Annotated in this window: 23 protein-coding genes; 16 read left to right on the top strand and 7 right to left on the bottom strand. The window is 75.2% G+C overall.

Annotated elements, in window-relative coordinates; genetic code table 11:
• Nucleotides 1-21 precede the first annotated feature (21 nt).
• From BM242_RS23670 to BM242_RS23655, 4 genes are read left to right on the top strand one after another with little or no spacing between them, the layout of a single operon-like run.
• Nucleotides 22-1,293, top strand: coding sequence for a 3-dehydroquinate synthase family protein (locus BM242_RS23670; RefSeq protein WP_093840945.1), 1,272 nt, complete (start codon nucleotides 22-24; stop codon nucleotides 1,291-1,293).
• A complete protein-coding gene (locus tag BM242_RS30945) occupies nucleotides 1,275-3,365 on the top strand; it encodes a TIM barrel protein (RefSeq protein WP_139238422.1) in 2,091 nt (696 codons plus the stop codon). The genes BM242_RS23670 and BM242_RS30945 overlap by 19 nt, the downstream gene beginning before the upstream one ends.
• Nucleotides 3,366-3,419: 54 nt before the next feature.
• Complete coding sequence (locus BM242_RS23660) at nucleotides 3,420-4,004, top strand: hypothetical protein (RefSeq protein ID WP_139238421.1); 585 nt, start codon at nucleotides 3,420-3,422, stop codon at nucleotides 4,002-4,004.
• The gene (locus tag BM242_RS23655; protein WP_093840943.1) at nucleotides 3,998-4,906 is read left to right on the top strand and encodes a hypothetical protein; all 909 of its coding nucleotides are present in this window, start codon (nucleotides 3,998-4,000) and stop codon (nucleotides 4,904-4,906) included. The genes BM242_RS23660 and BM242_RS23655 overlap by 7 nt, the downstream gene beginning before the upstream one ends.
• A 517-nt stretch (nucleotides 4,907-5,423) precedes the next feature.
• Here the strand turns inward: BM242_RS23655 and BM242_RS23650 are convergent.
• Entirely contained in the window at nucleotides 5,424-6,563 is a 1,140-nt protein-coding gene (locus tag BM242_RS23650) for a DUF5685 family protein (protein WP_093840942.1), read from the bottom strand.
• Nucleotides 6,564-6,715: 152 nt separating this feature from the next.
• On the opposite strand from BM242_RS23650, the gene BM242_RS23645 reads away from it, so the two are divergent.
• Nucleotides 6,716-7,993, top strand: a complete 1,278-nt coding sequence (locus BM242_RS23645) for a glycerate kinase (RefSeq protein WP_093840941.1) — start codon at nucleotides 6,716-6,718, stop codon at nucleotides 7,991-7,993.
• Here BM242_RS23645 and BM242_RS23640 read toward each other — a convergent pair.
• Nucleotides 7,969-10,338, bottom strand: coding sequence for a polyprenyl synthetase family protein (locus BM242_RS23640; RefSeq protein ID WP_139238420.1), 2,370 nt, complete (start codon nucleotides 10,336-10,338; stop codon nucleotides 7,969-7,971). The genes BM242_RS23645 and BM242_RS23640 overlap by 25 nt on opposite strands.
• A 417-nt stretch (nucleotides 10,339-10,755) precedes the next feature.
• Between BM242_RS23640 and BM242_RS23635 the strand changes: the two genes are divergently transcribed.
• Together BM242_RS23635 and BM242_RS23630 are read left to right on the top strand one after the other, a co-directional pair.
• Entirely contained in the window at nucleotides 10,756-12,960 is a 2,205-nt protein-coding gene (locus BM242_RS23635; protein WP_093840939.1) for an MMPL family transporter, read from the top strand.
• A 66-nt stretch (nucleotides 12,961-13,026) separates the two neighbouring features.
• Nucleotides 13,027-13,656 carry a DedA family protein gene (locus tag BM242_RS23630; protein ID WP_093840938.1) on the top strand — a complete coding sequence of 210 codons (630 nt, stop codon included), beginning with the start codon at nucleotides 13,027-13,029 and terminating at the stop codon, nucleotides 13,654-13,656.
• Between the two features lie 31 nt (nucleotides 13,657-13,687).
• Here BM242_RS23630 and BM242_RS23625 read toward each other — a convergent pair whose 3' ends face one another.
• Both BM242_RS23625 and BM242_RS23620 read right to left on the bottom strand, forming a co-directional pair.
• Nucleotides 13,688-14,698, bottom strand: a complete 1,011-nt coding sequence (locus BM242_RS23625; RefSeq protein WP_093840937.1) for a methyltransferase — start codon at nucleotides 14,696-14,698, stop codon at nucleotides 13,688-13,690.
• Nucleotides 14,699-14,868: 170 nt separating this feature from the next.
• Nucleotides 14,869-15,918, bottom strand: coding sequence for an LppY/LpqO family protein (locus BM242_RS23620; RefSeq protein WP_245834443.1), 1,050 nt, complete (start codon nucleotides 15,916-15,918; stop codon nucleotides 14,869-14,871).
• Between the two features lie 166 nt (nucleotides 15,919-16,084).
• Between BM242_RS23620 and BM242_RS23615 the strand changes: the two genes are divergently transcribed.
• Nucleotides 16,085-16,660 (top strand): HD domain-containing protein, encoded by a 576-nt coding sequence (locus tag BM242_RS23615; protein ID WP_342747002.1) that lies wholly within the window; start codon nucleotides 16,085-16,087, stop codon nucleotides 16,658-16,660.
• Between the two features lie 40 nt (nucleotides 16,661-16,700).
• Here BM242_RS23615 and BM242_RS23610 read toward each other — a convergent pair whose 3' ends face one another.
• Nucleotides 16,701-17,153 (bottom strand): hypothetical protein, encoded by a 453-nt coding sequence (locus tag BM242_RS23610; RefSeq protein ID WP_093840935.1) that lies wholly within the window; start codon nucleotides 17,151-17,153, stop codon nucleotides 16,701-16,703.
• A gap of 178 nt (nucleotides 17,154-17,331) precedes the next feature.
• Between BM242_RS23610 and BM242_RS23605 the strand changes: the two genes are divergently transcribed.
• The 6 genes from BM242_RS23605 (at nucleotide 17,332) to BM242_RS23580 (ending at nucleotide 21,706) form a co-directional block, all read left to right on the top strand.
• On the top strand, nucleotides 17,332-18,147 hold the full coding sequence (locus BM242_RS23605) for a DUF427 domain-containing protein (protein WP_093840934.1): 816 nt from the start codon (nucleotides 17,332-17,334) through the stop codon (nucleotides 18,145-18,147).
• Between the two features lie 49 nt (nucleotides 18,148-18,196).
• Nucleotides 18,197-18,886 (top strand): hypothetical protein, encoded by a 690-nt coding sequence (locus BM242_RS23600; RefSeq protein ID WP_093840933.1) that lies wholly within the window; start codon nucleotides 18,197-18,199, stop codon nucleotides 18,884-18,886.
• 88 nt (nucleotides 18,887-18,974) lie between these two features.
• Nucleotides 18,975-19,223 carry a DUF5988 family protein gene (locus BM242_RS23595; protein ID WP_093840932.1) on the top strand — a complete coding sequence of 83 codons (249 nt, stop codon included), beginning with the start codon at nucleotides 18,975-18,977 and terminating at the stop codon, nucleotides 19,221-19,223.
• Nucleotides 19,224-19,411: 188 nt separating this feature from the next.
• Complete coding sequence (locus BM242_RS23590; protein ID WP_139238419.1) at nucleotides 19,412-20,710, top strand: wax ester/triacylglycerol synthase domain-containing protein; 1,299 nt, start codon at nucleotides 19,412-19,414, stop codon at nucleotides 20,708-20,710.
• Between the two features lie 38 nt (nucleotides 20,711-20,748).
• The gene (locus BM242_RS23585) at nucleotides 20,749-20,973 is read left to right on the top strand and encodes a hypothetical protein (RefSeq protein ID WP_093840930.1); all 225 of its coding nucleotides are present in this window, start codon (nucleotides 20,749-20,751) and stop codon (nucleotides 20,971-20,973) included.
• A gap of 151 nt (nucleotides 20,974-21,124) precedes the next feature.
• Nucleotides 21,125-21,706, top strand: a complete 582-nt coding sequence (locus BM242_RS23580; protein ID WP_093840929.1) for a hemerythrin domain-containing protein — start codon at nucleotides 21,125-21,127, stop codon at nucleotides 21,704-21,706.
• Between the two features lie 51 nt (nucleotides 21,707-21,757).
• Here the strand turns inward: BM242_RS23580 and BM242_RS23575 are convergent, their stop codons facing one another.
• Nucleotides 21,758-22,339 (bottom strand): SPW repeat domain-containing protein, encoded by a 582-nt coding sequence (locus tag BM242_RS23575; protein WP_107365167.1) that lies wholly within the window; start codon nucleotides 22,337-22,339, stop codon nucleotides 21,758-21,760.
• Between the two features lie 163 nt (nucleotides 22,340-22,502).
• On the opposite strand from BM242_RS23575, the gene BM242_RS23570 reads away from it, so the two are divergent.
• A complete protein-coding gene (locus tag BM242_RS23570; RefSeq protein ID WP_093840927.1) occupies nucleotides 22,503-22,694 on the top strand; it encodes a DUF2795 domain-containing protein in 192 nt (63 codons plus the stop codon).
• Nucleotides 22,695-22,827: 133 nt separating this feature from the next.
• A complete protein-coding gene (locus BM242_RS23565) occupies nucleotides 22,828-23,574 on the top strand; it encodes an SDR family oxidoreductase (RefSeq protein ID WP_093840926.1) in 747 nt (248 codons plus the stop codon).
• Nucleotides 23,575-23,629: 55 nt separating this feature from the next.
• On the opposite strand, the gene lpdA is transcribed toward BM242_RS23565, so the two are convergent.
• Nucleotides 23,630-25,042: a dihydrolipoyl dehydrogenase gene (gene lpdA / locus BM242_RS23560; protein ID WP_093840925.1), complete on the bottom strand. Its 1,413-nt coding sequence runs from the start codon at nucleotides 25,040-25,042 to the stop codon at nucleotides 23,630-23,632.
• Nucleotides 25,043-25,218 lie beyond the last annotated feature (176 nt).

Genomic DNA, 25,218 nt, shown 5'->3' with positions numbered 1-25,218 from the left:
GTCAATCATGAGGGAGGTGCGATGCCGCGATCCACATCGCCGGGCGACACCTGCGGCGTCCCGGAAGACCCGCTCCGCCACGCCGGTGCCGCCCCGTCGCGGCACCCCGCCGTCCGTCACCACGACCGGCTGCCGCTCCCCCAGGGCACGGCCGGTCTGACGGTCCGGGTGCGGCGCGAGGACAGCTACCGCGTCCATGTGGTGCCCGGCCCGGCAGCCGCGCTGCGCACCCTGCGCGGCGAACTCGCCGGCCGACGCGCCGCCCTGATCACCGATCCGGTGGTGCACCGGCTGCACGGCGCGCCGCTGGCCGCGGCCCTGCGGGAACACGGCCTGCTGGCCGGGGTCACCACCATCGCGCCGGGCGAGCGCGGCAAGCAGTTCGGCACCGGCGGGCGGCTGCTGGACTGGCTGGCCGGCGTCGGGCTGACCCGCCGGGACGTGCTGATCGCCCTGGGCGGCGGAGCCCTGGTGGACACCGTCGGCTGGGTGGCCGGCGCCTATATGCGCGGGGTGCCGTACATCAATGTGCCCACCACGCTGCTCGGCCAGGTGGACGCCGGGATCGGCGGCAAGGTCGCGGTGAACCACAGCAGCGCCAAGAACCTGATCGGGGCCTTCTACCAGCCGCATGCGGTGATCTCCTGCCTGGCGTATCTGGACACGCTGGACGCCCGGCAGCTGCGCGCCGGGCTGGCCGAGGTGGTCAAGAAGGCGGTGATCGCCTCGCCGGAGCTGTTCGCCTTTCTGGAGGAGCGGGCCGAGGAGGTGCTGGCCGGCACCGGCCCGCACCGCGAGACCGTGGTCCGGGCCGCCGGTGCCGTCAAATCGGAGCTGATCGCCCGGGACCCCTATGAGCGGGATCTGCGCCGTCCGCTGAACTTCGGGCACACCCTGGGGCATGCGGTGGAGACCGCCACCGGCCACGGTCCGGTGCTGCACGGCGAGGCCGTCGCCTTCGGCATGGCGGCGGCGGTGCGGATCGCGCGGGCCCGGGAGGTGCTCGCCGCCGGTACCGCGGACCGGGTGACCGGCCTGCTCGGCCGGCTCGGCCTGCCGGTCCGCCTTCCGGAGCTGGCCGTGGTGCCCGAGGTGCCCCGGGTGCTGGCCGCTCTGGAGAAGGTCCGGCAGATCCGGGACGGCAGTCTGCGGTTCGTGCTCCCCGAGGAGCTGGGGACGACCGTGATCGTGGACGATGTCACGGAGGAGGAGATCCTGCGGGCCCTGGATCACGCCGGTCCGGCCGGCCCGGCCCCGGCGGCGGGAGGGGTGCCGTGTTCCGCTGGGGGGTAGACGCCGGCGGCACCTCCACCACGGTGCTCACCTCGGACGGCCACCGGTGGACCTGCGGCTCGGTCAACCCCGGTTCGGTGGGGGCGGACACGGCCGGCGACAGGCTGCGCGGCCTGTTCCGCGAGCTGGCCCGGCGGGCGGCCGGGCGGGACGCCGTCGGCTGGCTGGCCACCGCCGCCTATGAGCCCTCCGGCGGCGCCCGGGTGGCGGAGCAGGTGGCCCGGCTCGCCGGGGACGCGGGACTGCCCGGCCGGCTGGCGGTGTCCAACGACACCGTGCCCTGGCTGCTGGCGCCCCCGCTGCACGGCCGGGGCGTGGTGGCCGTCTGCGGCACCGGATCGGGCTTTCTGGCCCGGGCGGAGCACGGCGGGCCGGTCCGGGTGGGCGGCTGCGAATACCTCGGCAGCGACGAGGGCAGCGCCTTCGACCTGGGGCTGGCGGGACTGCGCGCCGCGGTCCGGGCGGCGGACGGGCGGGCCGGTCCCACCGCGCTGACCGGACTGCTGGCCGGCCGCTTCGGCATGCCCGCCCCGGAGGCGGCCCGGTCGCTGGCCGGCCGGGCGTTCCCCAAGGCGGCGGTGGCCGCGCTGGCGCCGCTGGTCTGCCGCGCCTGGCGGGACGGGGACGCCACGGCCGGCGCGCTGGTGCGGGCCGCGCTGGACGAACTCCTGCTCGGGGTGCGCACCGCCCGGGACCGGGCCGGGCTGGACGGCGGCTGGTCCATGGCGGCGGGCGGCGGGGTGCTGCGCAACTGCCCCGGACTGTTCCGGGAGTTCGCCGGCCGGGTGCGCACCGGACTCGGCGCCCGCGAGGTGGTGCTGGTCGACGACCCGGCACGCACGGTGCTGGCGGGACTGACGGCCCTCGGCCCGCCCGGCCCGCCCGGCGGCCGGCCGCGGCCGCCGGAGTGGCAGCACTCGGGCGAAACCCGGCTCATCGAACTCCCACCGCCGCCCCGGGCACGCCCCGCCGCCCGGCCGGGTCTGGAAACGGGGCCGGGGCCGGGACCAGAGCCGGAGCCACCGGGACCAGAGCCGGGGCCGGGGCCGGAGGTGGAAGCGGTGCCCGGGCCCGTCCCGCGGCTGGGGGTCTGCCTGGGCCCCGGCGCCGGGCCCGGGCCGGAGCGGGCGCTGGGCCGGGCGCTGGCCGGGGCCCGCCGACTCGGGGTGCGCACGGTCGATCTGCCCACGGACAGCACCGCCGGGCTGGTCGATCTGGCCCGCTGGGCCGGGGACCGGGACCACCGGGCCGCGCTGCGCGCCCTGGTCCGCGGCTCCGGGCTGGAGGTGGGCTGCGTCAGCAACAGCCACGACGCCCTGCTGCTGCTCGGGCCGCACGGCCCGCACACCGACCCGGTCTGTCCCGGCACCGGCCGTCAGAAGCGGGCGCATGCGCTGCGCGCCGCACTGGACACCGTCCGGCTGGCGGCCGACCTGGGCACCGGACAGGTCCGGCTGATGCTCGGCGTGCCGGACTTCGGCCGCTGGATGTCCTGGTGGGGCAGCGGGGTGAGCTGGGCGGACAATGTGGCGGCCTGGGCGGAGGCGGCCCGGCCGGTGCTGGCCGAGGCGGCCCGGCACCGGATCACCCTGCTGCTGGAGCCGCATCCCAAGCAGGTCGCCTACGACCGGCCGAGCACCGAGGCCGTACTGGCCGCGGCGGCCGGTGCCGGAGGGGCGCCGGTCCGGCTGTGCCTGGACCCGGCCAACTTCGCCGCGGTGGGCCACGATCCGGTGGAAGCGGTGCGCGGCTGGGGCACCGCACCGGCCGCCGTGCACGCCAAGGACGTGCAGCGCTGGCCCGGCCCGGGCGCGCCGGACGGGCCGGGCTGGACCCGCTACGGGCCCGGGCCGCCGTTCCGCTTCCGGGCGGCGGGCAGCGGAGAACTGCCCTGGCGGGCCATCCTCGCGGCGCTGGCCGAGGAGCGGTTCACCGGCGTGCTCTATGTGGAGCACCAGGACGCCCTGCTGCCGGCCGGCCGGGGCATGGCGGCGGCCCTGCGGACCCTGCGCGCTCTGCTGCCTCCGCCCCCGCCGTCACAGTCCGGCGACGGTGACCGGTCCCGCTGTTGAAACCTCTGCTTCGTCGCGGATTCACGGACTACGCTGAGCGACGTGATGAGTGGGATGGCAGCACGCGCAGTTCGCAAGGGTGTGGTGGCCGCCGCGCTGACGGCCGCCGTGGTGCTCACCGGTTGCTCCTCGGGGGACGGCGAACCCGTGGACGACGAGATCGCCGGGTCCGCGACCCCCTCGGGCGACACCGGCACCGCCGCCGGGGGCGGGGAGGAAGCCGGGGGTGAGGGGTCGCAGGCGCAGGACGTCGCCGCCCTGGAATCGCTGTACGCCGATTACTGGGCCGCCCTGGTCACCATGGAGAACGCCGAGGAACTCGACCCGTCCCCGCTGGCGGGAATCGCCTCCCAGGAGCTGACCGAACAGCAGGTGAGCCGCATCCGGCCGTTCAAGGACAACGGCATGCGGCGCGACGGGGAACCGGCCGTCGACAAGGTGACCGTCACCGTGGACGGCGACACGGCGCGCATCGAGTCGTGCGTCGACGAGGACGCCTGGCTGCTGCTGAAGAACGGCGAACCGGCCGACCTGGAGCTGCTCGGCCCGGCCCCGCGGGTCTTCGACGCCGAGCGGGTCGAGGGGGACTGGCTGATCACCGACACCGTGCCCGCGGAGGAGGCGAACGTGACATGCTGACCGACCGAGCACGGCGCGCCCGGTACGCGCGGCCCGGGATCGCCGCGGCCGTCCTGCTGGCGCCGATGGTGCTGCTGGGCCCGGGGGCGGGCTCCGCCCAGGCGGACCACCACTGCCGGGAGGTGCGCAACGAGGACGGCGAGCTGGTCTTCACGTGCGAGGGCGGGGAGAACGGCGAGAGCGGCCAGGACGGCGGGAACGGCACCGAACCGACCTGCGACCTGTCCCTGGTGGAGTCCAGCACCCACCGCTGGTGCGAGGGCGAGAACGCCTGCTGGGCCAACATCCCCTCGGCTGCCTACCCGACCCCCGACACCTGGCCCCCCGGCCAGCCCTCCGAGGACTCCGTCTACATCTACAAGTACTGCCTGGGGCCGGACGGCAGCCACGCCTACGACGAGTGGGGCTGGTACACCCCCGAGGAGCGCTCGCTGCCGGACCGCGCCTGGGAGGCGTTCGGCCAGCTCGCCACCCCGGACTTCGGCATCGCCTTCAGCCCGCCGCAGCAGGCCGTGGTCGCCCTGGACACCTGGTGGTGGGCGGCCGGGGCCGGTGACGGCGAGCTGCGCAGCGCTTCGGTCGAGGGCGTGGTGGCCATCGCCGCGCCCGACCGGATGGAGGTGGACCCGGGCGACGGCAGCGGCGTGCTCGACTGCCCCTTCACCACCGTCAAGTCCGACGCCTGCACCCATGTCTACGAGAAGGCGTCGGTGAACGGCACCGCCCAGACCGCCGACGGCACGGCCGCCTACCCGGTCCGGGCCCGCCTGGTGTACACGGTGCGCTTCGAGGAGGACGGCGCGCCGGTGGAGGTGCCCGGCCTGCCGGAGACCCTGGAGAGCCCCTGGGAGGAGGCCCCGGTCCCGGTGACGGAGGTGCAGGGCGTCGTGGTGGACGACTGACCTGCACAACCGGGCCCCACGGCCGCCTCCCCGCCCGGGACGGGCTGCGGCGGGCGGGGCCCGGCCTGCTGCCGGGGCTGGTCCTCGGCTGGAACATGGCCGTGGTCTTCGCGGTGCCCTTCGGCCTGGCGTTCGGTGCGGGATTCGGCTTCCTCCATGCCTTGGGGCTGGCCGCCGGGGTGCGCGGCGGCTCCACCTGCCGGCCGCGCCGGCCGGCTCCCTGGTCCCCGGCCCGGTGCCGGCCGGCGCGGCCGGCGCGGCCGGCGGCTCGGTGTTCGCCGCCGCCAAGGTGGGCATTTCCGTGGCGGCCCGACGCGGCGGCGGGCTTCCCGAGGTGCCGCCGGGAGCCCCGACGCCGCATGCCGCGCTGCGCAACGACGCCATGGCCGGCGCCATCGGCGGGCTGACCGCCGGCGTGCTGCTGTTCCGCCACGGCGGACCGGCTGGGATGACCGGCTGGGATGACCGGCTGGGGCGACCGGCGGGGAGGAACGCGGTCGTCCGGGACGGCGGGCGGTCAGTCGCAGGAGCAGCAGTCGCAGGAGCAGGTGTCGCAGCAGTCGCCGCAGTCGCACTTGTGGCAGCAGCCCTCGCGCCGCTTGCGGGACCAGGGCCCCTCGTACCCCTCGGCGCAGCACATCCGGCAGGTGCAGCAGAGGCAGAAGAAGGCGCCGCAGCCCGCCCGGAAGCCGCGGCGCCGGGATGCGGGGGGCGTCACCGGTCCGGAGGCGAAGCCGCCGCCGTGCCGGTCGAAGGGGCTGCCCTTGGCCGGGGCCATCCGGCCGTCGTGGTGGGTGCAGCCGGTGGTGCCGAAGGCCCGGTCCACGGCGTGGCGCAGTTCGTGCACCAGCAGCACATGGGTGAGCCGGTCGTCGGTGAACTCGGCCTCCGCCAGGGCCGGCCGGATGCCGCGCAGCGCGTCGTCGGCGAGGCGGCGCGCCTCCTCGGGTCCCGTGCCGGTGGCGGCCAGCGGGTTCCAGGCGCCGGAGGCGGTGTCGGCGGGGAAGTCCTGCACCGCGTCCAGCAGATGGGCGAGCCGCCCGAAGAGGCGGCCGGCCTCGGCCAGCGGGGCGGCGTTGGCGGGCCGCCCGGCGAGCACCGCGGTGTGGGCGAAGGCCGCCGCGGTGGCGGTCTCGGTCGGTTCGGTCACCGTCAGCAGCGGGGTGCCGGGGCCGGCCGCCCGCTCGACGGCGGGCTGCCGGTCCACCGCGTCGGCCAGCACGCCGGTGTCGAAGCCGAGTCCGGCGCCGCCGCGGGCCCCGGCCCGGTCCCAGTGGGCGGCGACCCGGCGGGCGGCGGCGGCCAGCGGCCGGCGGCGCAGCGGCCCGTCCCCGTCCGTGATGTGGTCGCGCAGCTTGGCGGAGGCCAGCACCAGGGAGACGGCGGCGGCCAGCCGGGCGCCCTCGCCCAGGGCGACCGGTGCGGTGCGCATGCCGCGCAGCGGGCAGGGCCCCGCGGTGCGGCGCCGGATCCCGGTGGGCCCGGACTGGGCGTCCGTCAGCACCGAGACGACCAGCCCGTCGTAGTTGGTGGCCACCCTGGAGAGCTGGCCGTGCTCCGTGCGCAGCGCGAGGCACAGCCCGCACAGATGCGCCGTCCATTCCGTCCTGAGCCCCTTGGCCAGCCGGTGTGTGCACGGCCTGACGATCCCGAACAACCCGGCTCCCCCCGTTCCGCGTTCCCGGTTTCCGTTCCCCGGTGCGGAAACCTGCCGGAATGGTAGCGAGCGGCTGCCGCGTCCGGGGAGCGCGGACCGGTCCCGGTGCCGGACGGTTGCCGCTGCCGCGGCGGGGCTGGCATGGTGCGGGCATGCCGCAGCAGCAGCCGCACCCGGTTTGGCGTCCGGCGGCGGGACGCGGCATCCGGGTCGCGGTCGCATGCAGCGGGTTCAAGGAGGCGCTCTCCCCCGAGGAGGTGGCCGCCGCCATCGCCGAGGGGGTCCGGCGGGCCGGGCCCGGTGCCGTGGCGGAGACGGTCCCGGTGCCGGACGGCGGGGAGGGCACCGCCGCCATCCTGGCCCGGGCCACCGGCGGCAGGCTGCTCCCGGTCACCGTCCCCGGCCCGCTGGGTGCGCCGGTGACCGCCCGGTTCGCCCTGCTCGGCGGGGACGGCCCGCGCACCGCGGTGGTGGAGATGGCGGCGGCGGCCGGGCTCCGTCTGGTGCCGCGCGACCGCCGGGATCCGGGCGTCACCACCACCTTCGGGGTGGGCCGGCTGGTGTCCGCGGCGCTGGACGCCGGTGCCCGCCGGGTGCTGATCGGCTGCGGGGACTCCGGCACCTGCGACGGCGGGGCGGGGGCGCTGTGCGCGCTCGGCGCCCGGCTGCTGGACGCGCGGGGCGGCGAACTGCCGCCGGGCGGGGCCGCGCTGGCCCGGCTGGACCGGCTGGACCCGGCCGGGCTGGACCGGCGGCTGGCCGGCGCGGAGCTGCGGGTGGCCGTCGATCCGCACACCGTGCTGTGCGGGCCGCGGGGCGCCGCCCGGGTCTACGGGCCGCAGAAGGGTGCCGGTCCGGCCGGGGTGAGGGCGCTGGCGGCCGGGCTGGAGAACTGGGCCCGGGTGCTGGCCCGCGATCTGCCCGGCCGGCCGCCCGGCGCCGGCGGGGCGGCGGCGGATCTGCGCCTGGGCCCGGGCACCGGAGCCTCCGGCGGGCTGGCCGCGGGCCTGGCCGCGCTCGGCGCCCGCCTGGTGCCCCGCTTCGAGCTGCTGCTGCGCCATGTCGATCTGGACGGCCCGCTGGCCCGGGCGGATGTGGTGATCACCGCCGAAGGGTCCCTGGACGAGCGGACCTTCCCGGGCAAGACGCCGGCCGAGGTGGCCCGCCGGGCCCGCCGGCTGGGCCGCCCGGTGATCGCGCTGGCGGGCTCGGTCGGACCCGGCTGGGGGCCCGGGGAGCACCGGGCGCGGGAGTGCGGCATCGATGTGTGCGTGGGGGTGCTGCCCGGCCCGCTGCGCCTGGAGGAGGCGCTGGCCCGCTCGGCCGGGTTGGTGACGGACGCGGCGGCGGGCGTGACCCGGCTGCTGCTGCTGGGCGGCCGGCTCGCGGTGCCGGCCGCCGGGGGTCAGCGGCGGCGGGAGGCGAAGTAGCGCACCGCGCCGCGCAGCAGTCCGGTGTCGAAGGGCAGTTCGTCGCAGGCCCGGTCCGCGGTCCGGACCTGTTCGGCCATCAGCCGGCGGGCCTCGGCGATTCCGTGGTCCCGGACCACATTGGACTTGGTCGCGTCCTGGTGGGCGGTCTTGCCCAGCACGGCGGCCTGTGCGGTGGCGTCCAGCAGATCGTCGCGGAGCTGGAAGACGATGCCGGCGGCGTCGGCGAACCGGGAGACGGCCGCGGTCTCCGCGGCCGGCCGGTCCAGCAGCAGCATCAGCGGCAGCAGCGCGGACTCGATGGTGGTGGAGGTCTTCAGCCGGTACATGGCGAGGATGTCGCCGACCGGGGCGGGTGGTGCGTCCGGGGGGCGGTGCGCCCCGGCCAGGTCCAGATGCTGGCCCCGGCACAGCCGCTCGCTGCCCAGCACGGTGCCGGTGTAGGCGATCACCTCGCCGACCCGGGCGGCCGGGAAGGCGGCGGACAGCCGGGGCAGCAGGCCGAAGGCATGGGAGATCAGCGAGATCCCGGCGAGCTGGACGGCTCCCTCGTCGTAGACGGTGTGGGCGGCGGGGCGGCCCCGGCGCAGCGCGGCGTTGTCCTGGGCGGGCAGGTCGTCGAAGATCAGGCTGGCGGTGTGGAACATCTCGCCCGCGGCCAGCAGCGGTTCCAGATCGCGGTGGGGCACGCGCAGGCTGTCGGCCAGCATCAGGGTCAGACCGGCGCGGACCCGTTTGCCCGGGGCGAACAGGGTGTAGCCGATGATCTCGGCCAGGCCGGCGTCTTTGTTCCCGGCGTTCCCGTTCCCGGCGGCGTGTTCCGCGCGGCCGGCCGCGGCGGGCGGGGCCCAGCGGCGCACGGCCCGGTCGATGTCGGGGATCCGGTCGGCCAGATAGACCCGGACGTCCGGGCGGGTGCGGGCGGTGCGGCGCGAGACCTCGGCGACCCGGTGCTTGAGCCGCTTGTCCAGGGGCATGACCCGGCGCCGCAGCCGGCGGCTGCGCAGCGTGTCCACGGCGGTCTCGAAGAAGGCCCGGATCTGGGGCGTGGCCTCGTACTCGGCGGCGGTGCGGGCCGCCGCCGCGGGATCGGCGGCCAGGTGCGGGGCGAGCGACTTGGCGCCGAAGTAGCTCAGCGAATCGGCGACCACCGGGTCGTCCCCGTAGACCTCGGAGGCCACATACGCCTCGTAGGCGAACATGTCGTACAGCGGGTTGGCGGCGGAGCGGGACCGGGGCACGGTGAAGACCGTGCCGCGGCCCGCGGCCAGGTCCTCGTCGCGGTCCTTGAGGTCGTCGCGCAACTGGCTGAGGAAGATGGTGTTCAGGCAGCGGGTGTAGAACCCGTCGGGCAGGGCGCGGCGGCCCAGGATGTTGGCGATGCAGCGGCTCATGGCGGCCTTGACGAACATGGCGGGGTAGCGGTCCGCCGGGTCCGCCCCGCCGGGGGGCGGGTCCGGGGGGCCGTCCGCGTCCATGTCCTGCGCCAGATACATGGCGGTGGCCGCCCGGTACAGATGCCGGTGGGCGGCGAACGGCCGGTCGGCGAGCATCTCCCGGTGCAGATCGGCCAGCTCCTCGGCGAGGGGGTGGTCCGGTATCTCCCCGGGGCCGGGCGGGATGCCACGGCCGAGGCCGCGCAGCAGCATCCGGTGGCAGCGCGCGCGTTCCGCGGGCGGCAGGGCGCCGGGCGGCGCGTCGTGGAAGGCGTCGTCCACGATGGCGTAGGCGGCGCCCATCGCATAGCCGCCCAGCACGGTCCTGCCGAGCTGCGCGGTCCGCTCGGCCCGGGAGCGGCCCGCGGTGTCGTAGGCGGCGATGGCCAGCACCCCGGCCAGTGTCCTGGCCACCTTTCCCATGGCGCCCTCCCGCAGCACGCGTTCGGGCAGTGCGGCCTGGAGGCGTTCCAGCCGTCCGGCGAGCAGGCCGGTCTCGGGCAGGCCGCGCAGTTCGGGAAAGGCGGTGTGCACCGCGGCGAGCACTCCGGCCGTGCCGCCCCGGCGGTAGCCGCGGGCCAGCCGGTCGGGCAGTCCGGTCAGCCCGGGCGGGGCGCCGTCCAGCACCCGCAGCACCGTCGCGGGGTCGGGCACCTCGGCGAGGTTGTAGACCCCGAAGTAGGTGATCTCGCGCGCCAGATGGCCGCGTCGGTCGGCGCGGCGGCGGTGGTCGGCGGCCAGCCGGCGGGTGTGCGCGGTGTAGCGGTCGATGTGCGCGGCGATCCGCGGGGCGTTGCGCTCCCGCCAGCCGGCGAACCGGCCGAGGGTCTGGCGGGCGCCGCCGATCAGCCGGCCGAACCGCAGATCGGCCTGCTGGAAGGGGTAGGGCATGGTCACGGTTCGGGACACCTGGAGACGGCCTTCCTTCGCCGGGGCTGTCTTCGGGAGATGCCCGCAACCACCGCGGTCGAAAGCATGTACGGCAGGGACCGGCCGGACCGGTGAGCCGGCGCACCGAAGCGCGCATGAGCCGGAACTTTTGCGTTTCCCCCGGGCGGGCGGATACGCTCCTGACGTACGAAACGGTTTCGTTCCGATGGAGCGCGCATGCCGCATCCGCCGAGCACCGGCCGGGCCGCCGCGGCCGGCCGCCGCCCGGGCACGAACCGGAGCGCTTCACCGCCGCCGGCCCGGTGGGCCCCCCGGACGCCGTTCTCCCGGAGCGCTGCCCGCACGGCGCGGTCCTCCCCCTGCTCTCCCCCGTCTGATCCGTCACCGGTCCGCCGGCCGTCCCGTCCGCCCCCCTGACGACTCTGGAGTTCTGCAATGGCCACGTTCCTGTACCGGCTCGGCCGCTTCGCCTTCCGGCGGCGCGGGCTGGTCGCCCTGCTGTGGGTGGCGGTGCTGGCGGTCGCCGGAGGCGCCGCCGCCTCGGCCTCGTCGCCCGCCTCCGCCGCGATATCGATCCCGGGCACCGAGGCGCAGAAGGCGTTCGAAGTGCTGGCGGAGCGGTTCCCCGGCAGCAGCCCGGACGGCGCCACCGCCCGGGTGGTCTTCCAGGCCCCCGGGGGCGAGCGGATCACCGGCCCGGAGAACCGGGCCGCCGTACGGGACGCCGTCGCCGAACTGGCCGCGGGCCCGCAGGTGACACAGGCGGCCGATCCCTTCGCGGCCGGGGCGGTCAGCCCCGACGGCACCATCGCCTACTCCCAGGTCGGTTACGCCACCACCGCCCTGGACCTGACCGAGGAGTCCCGCGCGGCCCTGGAGACGGCCGCACAGCACGCCCGGGACGCCGGGCTCACCGTGGAGATCGGCGGCGACGCCCTCCAGACCGTGCCGCACACCGGGACCACCGAGGTGATCGGCGTGCTCATCGCCGCCGTGGTACTGCTGGTCACCTTCGGCTCGCTGGTCGCCGCCGGCCTGCCGCTGCTCACCGCGGTCCTCGGGGTCGGCATCAGCGTCGCCGCCATCACCGCGCTCACCGGGGTGCTGGAACTGAACAGCACCACGCCCATCCTGGCCACCATGATCGGCCTGGCGGTCGGCATCGACTACGCCCTGTTCATCGTCTCCCGCTACCGCGCGGAGCTCGCCGAGGGCCGCACCCCGCCCGAGGCCGTGGGCCGCGCCACCGGCACCGCCGGCTCCGCCGTGGTCTTCGCCGGGCTGACGGTGGTCATCGCGCTGGCCGGACTTGCCGTGGTCAACATCCCGATCCTCACCAAGATGGGCCTGGCCGCCTCCGGCGCCGTGGTGCTCGCGGTCCTCGTCGCGCTGACCCTGATCCCCGCGCTGCTGGGCTTCGCCGGGCACCGGGTCCTGCCCCGGCGGCAGCGGTCGGGGGACGGCGCGGCGCCCGGCACGCGGCCCGGGGCCGGCACCCGCTGGGCCCGCTTCGTGCTGCGCCGCCCGGCCGCGGTGCTGCTGACCGCCGTGGCCGGGCTGGGCCTGATCGCCCTGCCCGCCGCCGACCTCCAGCTCGGCCTGCCCGACGACGGCTCCCAGCCCGCCGACACCACCCAGCGCAAGGCATACGACCTGATCGCCCAGGGCTTCGGCCCGGGCACCAACGGCCCGCTGCTGGTGACCGTCGACGCCCGGCGGAGCGACGACCCGCGGGCCGCCGCCGAGGAGACCGCCGCGGCCGTGCGGGATCTGGACCGGGTCGCGGCCGTCACCCCCGCCACCTTCAATCAGGCCGGTGACACCGCGATGCTCACCGTCGTCCCGGCCGCCGCGCCGAGCAGCGCGGAGACCGAGGAACTGGTGCACGCCATCCGGGCCGAGGCGGAGTCCCTCGCCGGCACCACCGGCGCGCAGGTCATGGTCACCGGGCAGACCGCCATGGCGATCGACGTCTCGCAGAAGCTGGACGACGCCCTGGTGCCCTATCTGGCCCTGGTGGTCGGCCTGGCCTTTGTGCTGCTGACGGTGGTCTTCCGCTCGCTCCTGGTGCCGCTCAAGGCCGCGCTCGGCTTTCTGCTGTCGGTGGTCGCCGCGCTGGGCGCGGTGGTGGCCGTCTTCCAGTGGGGCTGGCTGGCCGGGGTGTTCGGGGTGGAGCAGACCGGCCCGGTGATGAGCCTGATGCCGATCTTCATGATCGGCCTGGTGTTCGGCCTGGCCATGGACTACGAGGTCTTCCTGGTCACCCGGATGCGTGAGGCACATGTCCACGGCGAGAGCCCGCGGCAGGCCGTCGTCACCGGCTTCACCCATGGCGCCCGGGTGGTGACCGCCGCCGCGCTGATCATGATCAGCGTCTTCGCGGGCTTCATCGGCTCCTCCGAGTCGATGGTCAGGATGATCGGCTTCGGTCTGGCCGTCGCCGTGCTGTTCGACGCCTTTGTGGTCCGGATGGCGATCGTGCCGGCCGTGCTGGCCCTGCTCGGCCGGGCCGCCTGGTGGCTGCCGCGCCGGCTGGACCGGATGCTGCCCGATGTCGACGTCGAGGGCGCGGGCCTGCGGCACGAATCCGCCGCCGGCGCACCGGCGCGGCGGCCGGAGCCCGTGACCAGCCGCTCCTGAGGCGCCGCGCCCGGCGGACACCGCTCCCCGCGCGGGAGGGGCCGCGGTTTTCCTAGGCTCGGCAGGGTGGACGACGCAATCATCCGGGCCGTCGAGGAGCTGGTGAGCACCCCGTGGGTCTATCTGGCGCTGTACGGCCTCGCGGCCCTCGACGCATTCTTCCCCGTGGTGCCCAGCGAATCCCTGGTGATCACGCTGGCGGTGTTCGCCGCCGCGGAGGGCCGGCCGCATCCGGTGCTGATCGTGTGCGCGGCCGCGGTGGGCGCGTTCACCGGGGACCACATCTCCTACGCCATCGGCCGGAGAGCGGGCGCCCGGGTGTTCCGCAGGATCCGCCCGGGCAGCCGGAGGCAGCGGGTGTACGACCGGGTCGGGCTGATGCTCCGCCGGCGCGGCGGCCTGGTGATCGTGGTCGCGCGGTACATCCCGGGCGGCCGGACCGCGGCCACGCTCACCACCGGCGCCGTCGGCTACCCGCGCCGCTCCTTCACCCGCTATGACGCCGTCGCCGCGGTGACCTGGGCGGTGTACTCGGCCGGGCTGGGCTTTCTGGGCGGCGCCGTGTTCCGGGACGAGCCGGTCAAGGGCCTGCTCCTCGGGCTGGGGCTGGCACTCGCCCTCACGGCCGGGCACGAGGCCGTGCGGGCCCTGGTCGTCCGCCGCCGCGGCGGGGAGCACGCGGGGCCGGAGGCCTGACGCGTCCGGCCTCCGGCGTGCCGCCGCCGGCTCAGGCCGGCTTGCGGCAGACGGCGAGGGTGTCGTGGGCGCCGAGCCGGTGCCGGCCCACATCGGCGAAGCCCGCCGCGGCGGCCTGGTCACACAGGTGCCCGAAGGTGTACGACGAGCCGCCCGTGGTCACCAGCAGCATGGAGAGGCTGACCCGCAGATTGGCGCTCTCGGTGTCGCCCGGGCTGCCGGTGAGCATCCGGTCGTACACCAGCAGGGCCCCGCCCGGGGTGAGGCAGTCGAACGCCTTCCGGATCAGCAGGCCGCGGCGCTCGGCGTCCCAGTTGACCAGCACATGGCCGATCAGCACCAGGTCCGCCGGGGGCAGCGGGTCGGTGAGGAAGTCGCCGGGATGGAAGGTCATCCGGCCCGTCATGCCCCGCTGGGCCGCCTTCTCCTCGAACAGCGGCGCCAGGGTCGGCAGATCGAAGACCTGTCCGGTCAGATGCGGGTGCGCGGCGAGGATGTGGGAGACCACATTGCCCCGGCAGCCGCCCACGTCGAGCACCGAGCCGTGGCGCTCCCAGCCGTCGTACGCCTTGATCAGCAGCGGGGCGAGCGGCTCGGTGATGTGGTCCATCTGGTTGGCGAAGTGGCGCAGCACGTCCAGCCCGTGCACGGCCTCCATGAACTCCTCGCCGGCGTGCGGTCTGCCGGTGCGCAGCGATTCGGTCAGCCCGGACAGAGCGGGGAACAGCCGCCGCTGGAGCACCTCCCCGGTGTACGCGGGGCTGTTGCGCACCAGATAGCGGTCGGCCGCCGGGGTGTTGCGGTAGCGCTCGCCGTCCCGCTCCAGCAGGCCGTTGCAGACCAGCAGATCCAGCCAGTCCGACAGCCCCCGGCCGGCCAGGCCGAGCCGGGAACGGATGGTCGCGGCGTCCGCGGGGGCGGCGTGCAGGGCGGTGAACAGACCCAGTTCCAGTCCGGTCAGCAGCGCCTGCGCATTGCACAGGGAGAGCGTCAGATCCACGAAATCGACGGGGGATGTGTCAGGAGCCGCAGATGTCGCCATACCGAATTCCTCGCTCGAATGGAGTACCCCACCGATATCCATTAAGGAACAGGATGTGATGAGACGTCAAGACCACCCATAGGGGTGAAAATTGCATGCCGAACCGACTTTCTCATTCGATCCGGCAATCATTCTTTTCTGTGCCCATCGGGGCCGCCCCCAGCCGGGCGTCAGGACACCGGCACCGGCACGGTGCGGGTGGCATCGACGGCCGGCCGCAGCGCACGGGCGATCGCCACGGCGTCGCCCACCGCCCAGTTGTGCACGAAGAACAGCCGCGGGTCCTCCGCCAGGCTGTGGCTGTGCAGGCTGACCAGATCGACACCGGCCGCGCCCAGCCGCCGCAGCACCTCGGGCACCTCCTCCGCCACCATGGCGACGTCACCGATCAGCGCGGCCCGGCCGCGGCCGAGCGGCTGGAAGTTGAAGGCCGTCATCGAACCCAGCCCGTCGGGCAGCACCCGGCCGTCGTCCACGATGGTCTCGCGGCGGGCGAGCAGACTCTGGTAGACGCCGTTGGCCGCGCGGCCCGGGAAGCCCAGGGCGGCGTCGATGCCGGCGGTGTCCAGGTCCAGGCGCGTCTCCGGGGCCGGGTCAGAACCGCCGGGGGCGGCGGGCCGCCCCGGACCGCGCCGCAGGCCCGTGCGCTCGACCACGGCCCGCACACCGCGGGCCAGCTCCACCGGTTCATGGGCATGGGCATGGATGTGGCACCACCAGACCGGGGGCTGCTGGGCGAGCACATGTTTGTGGACCGCGGTCTGCACGATGCCGTGCCGGTGCAGCTCCCGCCCGACGTCCTGGAGTTCGTCCTCGGTGACGGCGAGGTCGCCCATCAGCAGCGTCCGGCCGTCGGCGTACCGCACAAAGCTGAGATGCAGCCCGACCACGGCCGGCGCCAGCACCACGCCCTCGGTCACCACCCGCAGATCCTCCCGCAGGATCGACACCACGGAGACCAGCGGCCCGCGCATGCCGTGGATCCCGCCCAGCAGCCGCCACACGTGCTGCCAGTCCGCCGGGGTGGTGGGGACCGGCCGGACCGGCCCGCCTGCCCCCTCGGCCCCCTCGGCCCCGTGCGGCCCGGCCGCCGCCGCCCGGGCCGCGCCCACGGCGCCGGCCGCCAAGGGGGCCAGTGCGAGCGCCGCCATCAGTCCGCGCCGGGTGGTCCTTCTGCCGCCGTCCGCATCCCGGTTTTCCCGGTCCTTTTGTGTGCTCATGCGGTCATGATGTGATCGAAGCGAAGGGCTGAAAAGCGGCTGCGCAAGACCGGGCACCATCGCCACCCGCACGAAGGAGCGGCCATACAACTGTTCCTGGCGCACGGGGAGAATAGCCCGGGAAAAGACGACCCCAAGCCCCCCGGTCAAGGGTTAATCTGACCTGATGAATATTCCGGGGGAGGACGAGATCCGGGCGCTGCACGAGCGGCACGCGCCCTCGGCGGAGGCGCTGGAGCTGGTCCACGGACACTGTGTCACCGTCTGGCGGATCGCCCGGCAGCTCATCGACCGCGGGGGCCCGGCGGTCGACGCGGACCTGGTGCGGGCCGGCTGTCTGCTGCACGACATCGGCGTCTACCGGCTCTACGACCGGGCGGGCCGGCTGGACCACAGCACCTATGTGCGGCACGGCATCCTCGGGCACCGGCTGCTGGCCGACGCCGGATATCCGGAGCGGCTGTGCCGGTTCTGCTCCTGTCACACCGGGGTCGGGCTCACCCGCGCCGACATCGCCCGGCAGCGGCTGCCGCTGCCGCCCGGGGACTGTCTGGCCAGGACCGCCGAGGAGCGCCTGGTGATGTACGCGGACAAGTTCCACACCAAGGCCGACCCGGCCAGGCTGCTGTCCTACGAGGAGTCGCGTCCTGGATCAGCGGGTTCGGCGCGGACAAGGCGGCCGGGTTCGCCGCCCTCCGCGCGGAGTTCGGCCTCCCGGGCCCCCTGCCCCCGGCCCGGATAGCAGTGCGCCCGCATCGGGGGGCCCGGCGCGGGCCGCCCGGTCAGCGCAGGGCCCGGTGGACCGCCGCGGTGACCACGCCGTAGGCCAGGTGCGGGGCGATGTCCGACAGCCAGGCGCCGCCGCTCCACCGCCTGGGGTCGGTGACACCCAGCGCGGTGGCCGGCGCGTCACTCCCGGCCATGGCCGCCGCACCGAGCAACGGCCCGGCCACCAGCGCCGGAACCCGGGCGCGCCGCCCGCTGAGCATGCCGTAGGCGGCACCGACCCCCAGGCCGGTGAGATAGCCCAGCAGCGCCCCGGCGGCCTGCTCCCGGCTGGACTTCTGCTGCTCCTCGCCGAGTTCCACCCCGGCCCGGTCGGCCAGGCGGTCGGCCACCTCGGCGGGCATGCTGCTGGCCGGACGGCCGCGCACCAGCATGTCGCCGTAGGTGCTGAGGTTGAGGGCCACGGTGCCGGCGGCGCCGGCCACCAGCCCTCGGGCCAGGGAACGCATCGCGATGCCGTCCTCTCGTCATGGTGGGACAGAAGCCCGCAAACGGGCACCCACCCCGCGTACCCCGCCTGACCAAGCCCACCCGTCGGGCGGTTTGTCCGCCCCGGCGGGCGGGAAACCGGGCGGGAGACGCTGCCGGCACACCGGACCCGAGCTGTCCGACGAGACGGGACCGCCCATGAGCCTGACCAAGGACGGGGGACCGCTGTCCGCCTCCCCCGTGGACACGGTGAACTACGACCTGTCCGGCCCGGCGCACCGCCTGTTCTTCCAGCGCTTTCCGCGCCGGGTGCGGGCGGTGCTCGGCGGCGAGACGGTGGCGGACACCCGGGAGGGCAGGCTGCTGCACGAGACCGGCCTGCTGCCGCAGCTCTACATCCCGGCCGGCGACGTGCGACCCGGGCTGCTGGAGGCCGCCGCCCACACCACCCACTGCCCGTTCAAGGGACAGGCGGTCTACTGGCACATCCGGGCCGGGAACCGCCGCGTGGAGAACGGCGTGTGGGCGTATCCGGAGCCGATCGAGGGCGCCGGCTGGCTGCGCGGTCATCTCGCCCTGTACTGGCATGCCGCGGACGCCTGGTTCGACGAGGACGAGCAGGTCCACGGCCATCTGCGGGACCCCTACCACCGGGTCGACGTCCGGCGCACCAGCGGCCGGCTGCGGGTGCTGGTGGAGGGCGTGCCGGTCGCCGAGACGGACCGTCCCATGCTGCTGACCGAGACCGGGCTGCCCAACCGCTACTACGTCCCGGCCGGGGACGTGCGGCAGTCGCTGCTGGCGGCGAGCCCCAAGCGGACCGTCTGCCCCTACAAGGGCACCGCGTCCTACTGGTCGTTCACCGCGGACGGGCGGCAGGTGGCCGATGTGGCCTGGTCCTATCCGCGGCCCCTGGAGGAGGCGACCCGGGTCGGCGGTCACCTGTGCTTCGCGCACCGGTCGGTCACCACGGAGCTGGACGGACACCCGGTGGCCGCCCCGCCGCCCCCGTGACCGGGGACCAGAAACCAGGGGCCAGGACCAGCGACAGGAAGGTGACCTCATGACCCGCACGGAGCAGGAGCGGATCGCCGGCGCGCTGCTGGACCGGTACGGACACCGCAGCCTCGCCGAGGAGGCCGAGATCAATCTCCAGGGCGCGCCGCACTCCCTCTACCAGCTCCTCCAGCTCGCGGCACTCGCCGACGCCCGGACCGGCCCCGGCGAGGCCGTCCGCATCTTCACGGAGCTGCGCGGCAGACGGTGGTCCACGGCCGGCCACATGGTGCGGGCCGACCCGGCGGAGGTCTCCCGGACCCTCACCGCGGCGGGCCTGCCGGAGAGCGACAGCGAGCGGATCACCACCGCGATGCGGGACGCCGCCCTGCACCTTCAGGAGGACCACGGCGGCGACCTGGGCGAGCTGCGCGAGGACGCCGGCCGGGACCCGGAGCGGGAACGTGCCCTGCTGCGGCACTTCGCGGGCGTGGACGACACCGTGGTGGACGCCTTCGTCCGGGAGGCACAGCTGCTCTGGACGGAGCTGATGCCGTTCGCCGACAAGAAGGCCCTGGACGCGGCGGCCCGGCTGGAGCTGGACGAGGACGCCGCCGGGCTGCGCGGCCTGGCCGGCGGCGACCGGGAGTTCGTCCGCCTGGTGGACGCCCTGGTGCGCATCCGCCATGAGCGCGACGGCTACCGGGAGATCCGGGACCGGGCCCGCTCCGAAGGCGGCGGCCGGGACCGGCGGTAGGCCGGGCGGGGGCGAGCGGAGTACGAGCGGGGCCCGAGGCGGGCGCGACAGGCTGGGGGTTCACTCGGCCGAAGGAGCGTGATGTGCCATGACCTCTTCCCCACCCCCTTCCGCGTCGACTTCCCTCCCCGAGCCGCCCAATGTGCTGCTGCGCGGCGGACCCGCCGGTCCGGCCGGTCCCCCGCGGGTGCACCGGGTCACCGATGTCCGCACCACATGCAAGCTCCCCTCCGGAAACGCCTATGAGCACTACGAGCCGACCGCGGAGACGGTCGAGCACGAGGGGCGTCTGCTGAGGGTGTTCCAGTGGAGCAGGCGCACCTATATGGCCGAGTAGCCGTCCGCTTCCCGGCGGACCGGGCCGGGCGGGACCGGGCGGGGCGGTTCCGGGACGATTGTCGGCCGATTCACCCTCCGGGCTGAGCGCAGGGGCAAAACCGTTTCCCGGCGGCTCCGGCCTGGAAGTGCCCTTGGCGGAGGAGCCGAGCCCGGTTCCCGCGTTCCCCGACCCGCCCGGTGACACTGATGCCCGATCCGCGCTGTGCGCAGCACGATGCCCCGTACTCGTCCCCCCTCCCGGAGAACACCGGCCCGGACGGCTGTCCGGTCGGGCCGGTGGACCGGTTCTTCCGCGAACTCGCCGGCCGCCATCAGCCGACCACCGGGTTCTTCGCCGACTTCCACGGCCCCGCCCCCGATGCCGGGCGGCTGGCCGCCGACGTGCTGCGCCGGGCCCGCGCGCTGCCCGCCCTCAATGTGCTGCTCACCGGCCCCGGCCGGCCGCGCTGGCGGGCCCCGGAGGCAGAGCTCGATCCGGCCGTCCACCTGCGCATCCGCACCGGGCTGACCGGCCCGGCGGAGCTGACCGCGGTCAGCGAGGGGCTGCTGGGCCATCCGCTGCCGGACGGCGGGCATCCGCCGTGGGACCTGTGGCTGCTCACCGGGCACGCGCCGGACGCCTTCCGGCTCTGCTTCCGGGTCCATCACATGGTGCAGGACGGGGTCGGCGCCGCGTACTCGCTGCTCGCCCTGCTGGGCCGGCCCGGGGACGAGGGCCCCCGGCTGCACCCGGACCGGCCGGCCACCGTCCGGGGGGCCGTCCGCACCGGGGGCTGGCTGCTGCGCTCCCTGCTGCCGCCCCGCACGGTCCCGCTGCCGCCGCCGCTGGCCGCGCCCCGCAGTGCGGACGGGCCCGGCCCGGGCCCGGCCCGGATGCTGCGGCACGCGGAGGTGGCCGAGCACCATCTGCGGCGTGCCGCGGACGCCTGGGGGATGACGGTCAACGACGTGTGCCTGGCCGGACTGGCCGCCGCGCTGGACATCCGCACCGACATCCCGGTGCTGCTCGCCATGTCCACCCGCCGGCCGGACGAGCGGTACGCGCCCGGCAACCGGGTGGTGGGCCACCCCATGATGCTGCCCTGCTCGGCGCCGGACCCGTGGGCGGCCGCCCGCCGGATCGGCCGCGCCACCGAGGCGGCCCGGCGGGCCCGGACGCGTCACACGCTGCGCCGCACCCTGGAGCGGGCACCGGAGCCGGTCGGCCGGTGGGTGCTGGGCAGCCTCGCCAGAAGCTGCCCGGTGGGCGTCAGCTCGGTCACGCTGCCGGCTCCGGCCGGATACGGCGGCGCCCGGCTCACCGGGGCGTCCATGGTCTACCACCCGCATCCCACGCTTCTCCCGGACGAGCCGAGCAGCGTGTATGTCTCCTTCACCCGGACACCGGGGACGGTGCGCTGCACCCTGATCGGCGATCCCTCCCCGGCCGCCGCCGTGATCCCCGCCCGGTGGAGCGCCCGCCTGCTGGCCGCGGCCGGCGGCTGACCGCGGGGTGGGGTCAGCTCGCTTCTGGCGTTGCCCGCATGACGACGATCAGCACCGGCGGGCCGCGGCACCGGCTCCGCCCCCGGGTGGCCGCCCGGTCCCCGGCCACGGCCTTCGGCGCGCTCCTGCCGCCGGGCGCGGCGACCGCCTGCGCCAACGAGACGCACGGCATCAAGGGCGAGGAGCGCACCTTCCCGCTGCCCGGCGACGGCGGGACGCTCACCCTGGACGCCCCGGACACGGGGCCGGCACGGAGCGTGTGATCACCGCGCGCAGCCAGGACGGCGGCATCACCATCCGCCCGCTGCCCTGAGCGCGCCCGGCCACCCGGACGGCGGCGTTACACCCGCCCGGGGCCGCGGGTACCCGGCCGCGCGGCCCGGGAGCCCCGGGGCGGAGAGGAAGGAACCGACCGTGGCGGATGTCATCGATCTCATCACCCGCGACCACCGGCGGGTGGAGGAACTGTTCGAGCAACTGCGTGACGGGGGCGACCGGGCGGCGCTGATGGACGAGGTCGCCCGGCTGCTGATCGCCCACTCGCGCGCCGAGGAGGAGCGGGTGTACCCGCTGATCGCCAAGGAGGTGCCGGGCGAGGCGGAGGAGGTCCGGCACAGCGAGGCGGAGCACCAGGAGGCCGAGGAGCTGATCCACCGGCTGCTGGCGGCCGGCCCGGACAGCGGGGAGTTCGACGATCTGCTGGGCCGGCTCGTCGAGGCGGTCACCGAGCATGTCGAGAAGGAGGAGTCCGAGGTGCTGCCCGCGCTGCGCGAGGCCGTGGCCGGGGACCGCCTCGCCGAGCTGGCCGAGGAGTTCGGCGAGCGCCGGGAAGAGGCCCTGGAGGAGTACGAGCCGGCGGCCGGGGGCGCCGGGGATTCCGGCGCCACCCGCGACGAGCTCTACGAGCAGGCCAGGGAGCACGACATCCCGGGCCGGTCGAAGATGAACAAGGACGACCTCGCCCGCGCGGTGCAGGAGGAGGAGACCGGGGACTGAGGCGGGCGGCGGGCCCGCCCTTTCACCGCCGCCCGTTCACCGCCGCCCCGGTCACCGGGGCGGTCCGGCGGCGCTCCGTCCGAGTTCCCGGTGGCGCCTGCGGCGGGCCCCGGCGCCGAAGGCGAAGCTGAACAGCCCGAGCAGGATCAGCACGACGCCCACCGCCAGCGCGTTGGCCCGGGCGCCGCCCAGGCCCTCCTCGCCGCCGTAGTTGAACACGAACGGCGCGCTGACCAGCAGCGCCCCCGAGGCGATCACCAGCATGTCGGCGAAGAAGCCCCGGGCCCGGGAGAGCACGTGCCCGAGCCCGACGAGGAAGACCACGACACCGGTGACGGTCTCCACCAGATGGGCGTCGTTGGCCCCGTCGGCGAACGGGTAGCCCAGCGCCCACGGCGCGAAGAACAGCCAGACGCCGGCGATGATCAGCAGAAAACCGATCACGTCGTCCCGCAGCCCCAGGGCGGGCGGGTGCACCACGGTCTGCTCCGACGGGGGCGGGCCGTGCTCCACCCCGGGACGGGCCGGACGGGCCCGCTCCTCCGGCGACGGCGCCCGCACCCCGGCCGGTGCCGGGGGCGACGGCGCCGGTGTGCGCCCGTGCCGCCGGGGAATCGTCCTGTGCCCCGCCATCGGGACCACCTCCCTGCGCTGCTGCGGCTGGTCCGTCCCCCGGGTGCCCAGCCGCCGCCGGGAAAACCCCGGGTGCCGCGCCGGGCGGCGCCGGCCGGTTACCGCCGGGCGGGACGGGAACCCGGAGCGCACCGGACACGCCATGTCCAGGGAGGAAGCAACCATGGCCAAGATCAACCCCATCGATCTGCAGAAGGCGCTCAGCGGCGTCGACTACCCGGCCAAGCGGGATCAGCTCGTGCAGAACGCCCGCAAGAAGAAGGCCGACGACGCCGTGATCGACAAGCTCTCCCACCTCAAGGAGGACGAGTTCAGCGGGCCGGACAAGGTGAGCCACGCGGTGTTCAACGAGTAACCGGCCGCCGGTCCCGTACCGGCACCGCAGGACCGCCGCCGGGAGCAGCGGTGTTTCAGCCGGAACCTCCGCGGCTACCCCGGGCGGCGGTCAGCACTGCCGGATCGGATTCGGCTGCCGAAGGGAGAGTTCCATGGAGAAAACGGCGGCATGCGACCTCAGCGGACGGCACGCCGTGGTGACCGGGGCGGCGCGCGGGCTGGGGGCCGCCATCGCCTGGCGGCTGGCGGACGCGGGGGCGGCCGTGCAGGTGGCGGACGTCCGCCGGGAGCAGGGCGAGAAGGTCTGCGCCCGGCTGCGGGCGGAGGGCCGGGAGGCCGGCTTCCTGGAGCTGGATGTCACCGATCCGGGGGCCGTCGCCGCGGCCTTCCGGGAGCTGGACGAACGCGGCCGGCCGCCGGACATCCTGGTGAACGACGCGGCCGTGGACGTCTCCAGGCCGCTGGAGCACCTGACCGCCGAGGAGCTCACCAGGGTCGTCTCGACCAATCTGCTGGGCGCCGGGTACATGTGCCTGGAGGGCTACCGGCGGATGGTGGCGCGGGGCAGCGGCCATATCGTCAACATCCTGTCCACCGCGGCGAACCGCACCTGGACGGAGGCGGGGCCGTATGCCGCCAGCAAGCACGGGCTGCGGGCGTTCACCCACACCCTCTTCAAGGAGGCGCAGCGGGACTGTCTGGGCGTCGGGGTCACCGGGATCATCGCGGGCGGCATGAACACCCCGTTCATCACCGAGCGGTTCCCGGAGACGGATCTGAGCAAGCTGCAGAGCCCGGACATCGTGGCCGACACGGTGCTGTACGCGCTGTCCGTGCCGGCCGGCAGCGGCATTCCCGAACTGGTCGTCATTCCGCGCAACGAACCGTCCTGGCCCTGAGCGGCACCGGCGGGGCGGGCGGGCCGCCGGGTCGCCGGCGGCCCGCCGGCATGTCTCACATGTTGATCATGTGGCCGGCCAGCCCGTGGACGGCCTCCTTGACCGCCTCGCCCAGCGTCGGGTGGGCGTGGACATTGCGCGCCACCTCATGGACGGTCAGGTCCCACTGCTGGGCCAGGGTCAGCTCGGGCAGCAGCTCGGTGACGTCCGGGCCGATCAGATGGCCGCCGATCAGTTCGCCGTGCCGGGCGTCGCTGATCAGCTTGACGAAGCCGGTGGCGTCGCCCAGGCCGTGCGCCTTGCCGTTCGCGGTGAACGGGAACTTGGCGACCCTGACGTCGAAGCCCCGCTCCCTGGCCTGCGCCTCGGTCCAGCCGAAGCCGGCGATCTGCGGCCGGCAGTAGGTGGCCCGCGGGATCATCACATAGTCCAGTTCCATGGTCTCGGCGTCCGCCAGGGTCTCGGCGGCCACCACCCCCATGGCCTCGGCGGCGTGCGCCAGCATCAGCTTCGCGGTGACATCGCCGATGGCGTAGAGGTGCGGGACGGAGGTGCGGCAGCGGCCGTCCACCTCGATGGCGCCGCGCTCGGTGACCCGCACCCCGGTGTTCTCCAGGCCGTAGCCGGCCACATTGGGGGCGAAGCCGATGGCCTGGAGCACCTTGTCGGCCTCCAGCACCCGCTGGGCGCCGTCCTTGCCGGTGACCGATACCCGCACCTGCGGGCCGGATTCGTCGATGGTGTCCACCCGGGTGGAGGTGAGCACCTCGATGCCGAGCCTGCGGTACTGCCGGGCGAGTTCGGCGGAGACGTCCGCGTCCTCCAGCGGCGCCATCCGGTCCATGAATTCGACGACGGTGACCTTCACCCCGTAGTTGTGCAGCACATAGGCGAACTCGATGCCGATCGCGCCGGCGCCCGCGATCACCACGGAGCGGGGCAGTTCCTCGGTGAGGATCAGCTCTTCGTAGGTCACCACCCGTTCGCTGCGGCGGGTGCCGGGCAGCAGCCTGGGGGTGGCGCCGGTGGCGATGATGCAGTGCTCGAAGCGGAGGGTGCGGGCCGTGCCGTCGGCGAGCGCCACCCGGAGGGTGTGCGGACCGGTGAAGGTGCCCCGGCCGGTGAACTCGGTGATCCGGTTCTTCTTCATCAGGTAGTGCACGCCCTTGACCCGGCCGTCGGCCACCCGGCGGCTGCGCCGGAAGGCCTCGCCGTAGTCGAAGGTGACCCGGCCCTCGGCCCGGATGCCGAAGGTCTCGGCCTCGTGGGTGAAGAGGTGCGCCAGCTCGGCATTGCGCAGCAGGGCCTTGGTGGGGATGCAGCCCACGTTCAGGCAGACGCCGCCCCAGTACTTCTCCTCCACGACGGCGACCCGCTTGCCCAGTTGGGCGGCGCGGACCGCGGCGACATATCCGCCGGGGCCCGCTCCGAGTACCACGACATCGAAGCGCTCGCCCTGCTCGTCCATGAGAGTTCCTTTCCCGCGCGGTGGCTCGGCGGTCCGGCCTCGGCTGTCCGGCCGGCCCCGTCCCCCATCATCCGCGATCACCCGGCCGCGGGCCGGAGCCGGAGCCGCGCCGCGCTCCCCCGGCGGGCCGCGCGTTTGCCCGGCGGCCCCGCACCGATTATCATGACTGACCAGTC

Source organism: Streptomyces aidingensis (genome assembly GCF_900112355.1).
Classification (GTDB): domain Bacteria; phylum Actinomycetota; class Actinomycetes; order Streptomycetales; family Streptomycetaceae; genus Streptomyces; species Streptomyces aidingensis.
The sequence above is the reverse complement of the archived record's forward strand: the minus strand, read 5'-3'. Positions and strand labels throughout refer to the sequence as shown.

Excerpts from the sequence above, each read along its gene's own strand:
- BM242_RS23670 (WP_093840945.1), top strand. The coding sequence starts at position 22 with ATGCCGCGATCCACATCGCCGGGCGACACCTGCGGCGTCCCGGAAGAC.
- BM242_RS23660 (WP_139238421.1), top strand. The coding sequence starts at position 3,420 with ATGGCAGCACGCGCAGTTCGCAAGGGTGTGGTGGCCGCCGCGCTGACG.
- BM242_RS23655 (WP_093840943.1), top strand. The coding sequence starts at position 3,998 with ATGCTGACCGACCGAGCACGGCGCGCCCGGTACGCGCGGCCCGGGATC.
- BM242_RS23645 (WP_093840941.1), top strand. The coding sequence starts at position 6,716 with ATGCCGCAGCAGCAGCCGCACCCGGTTTGGCGTCCGGCGGCGGGACGC.
- BM242_RS23635 (WP_093840939.1), top strand. The coding sequence starts at position 10,756 with ATGGCCACGTTCCTGTACCGGCTCGGCCGCTTCGCCTTCCGGCGGCGC.
- BM242_RS23625 (WP_093840937.1), bottom strand. The coding sequence starts at position 14,698 with ATGGCGACATCTGCGGCTCCTGACACATCCCCCGTCGATTTCGTGGAT.
- BM242_RS23620 (WP_245834443.1), bottom strand. The coding sequence starts at position 15,918 with ATGAGCACACAAAAGGACCGGGAAAACCGGGATGCGGACGGCGGCAGA.
- BM242_RS23615 (WP_342747002.1), top strand. The coding sequence starts at position 16,085 with ATGAATATTCCGGGGGAGGACGAGATCCGGGCGCTGCACGAGCGGCAC.
- BM242_RS23610 (WP_093840935.1), bottom strand. The coding sequence starts at position 17,153 with ATGCGTTCCCTGGCCCGAGGGCTGGTGGCCGGCGCCGCCGGCACCGTG.
- BM242_RS23605 (WP_093840934.1), top strand. The coding sequence starts at position 17,332 with ATGAGCCTGACCAAGGACGGGGGACCGCTGTCCGCCTCCCCCGTGGAC.
- BM242_RS23600 (WP_093840933.1), top strand. The coding sequence starts at position 18,197 with ATGACCCGCACGGAGCAGGAGCGGATCGCCGGCGCGCTGCTGGACCGG.
- BM242_RS23595 (WP_093840932.1), top strand. The coding sequence starts at position 18,975 with ATGACCTCTTCCCCACCCCCTTCCGCGTCGACTTCCCTCCCCGAGCCG.
- BM242_RS23590 (WP_139238419.1), top strand. The coding sequence starts at position 19,412 with ATGCCCGATCCGCGCTGTGCGCAGCACGATGCCCCGTACTCGTCCCCC.
- BM242_RS23585 (WP_093840930.1), top strand. The coding sequence starts at position 20,749 with ATGACGACGATCAGCACCGGCGGGCCGCGGCACCGGCTCCGCCCCCGG.
- BM242_RS23575 (WP_107365167.1), bottom strand. The coding sequence starts at position 22,339 with ATGGCGGGGCACAGGACGATTCCCCGGCGGCACGGGCGCACACCGGCG.
- BM242_RS23570 (WP_093840927.1), top strand. The coding sequence starts at position 22,503 with ATGGCCAAGATCAACCCCATCGATCTGCAGAAGGCGCTCAGCGGCGTC.
- BM242_RS23565 (WP_093840926.1), top strand. The coding sequence starts at position 22,828 with ATGGAGAAAACGGCGGCATGCGACCTCAGCGGACGGCACGCCGTGGTG.
- lpdA (WP_093840925.1), bottom strand. The coding sequence starts at position 25,042 with ATGGACGAGCAGGGCGAGCGCTTCGATGTCGTGGTACTCGGAGCGGGC.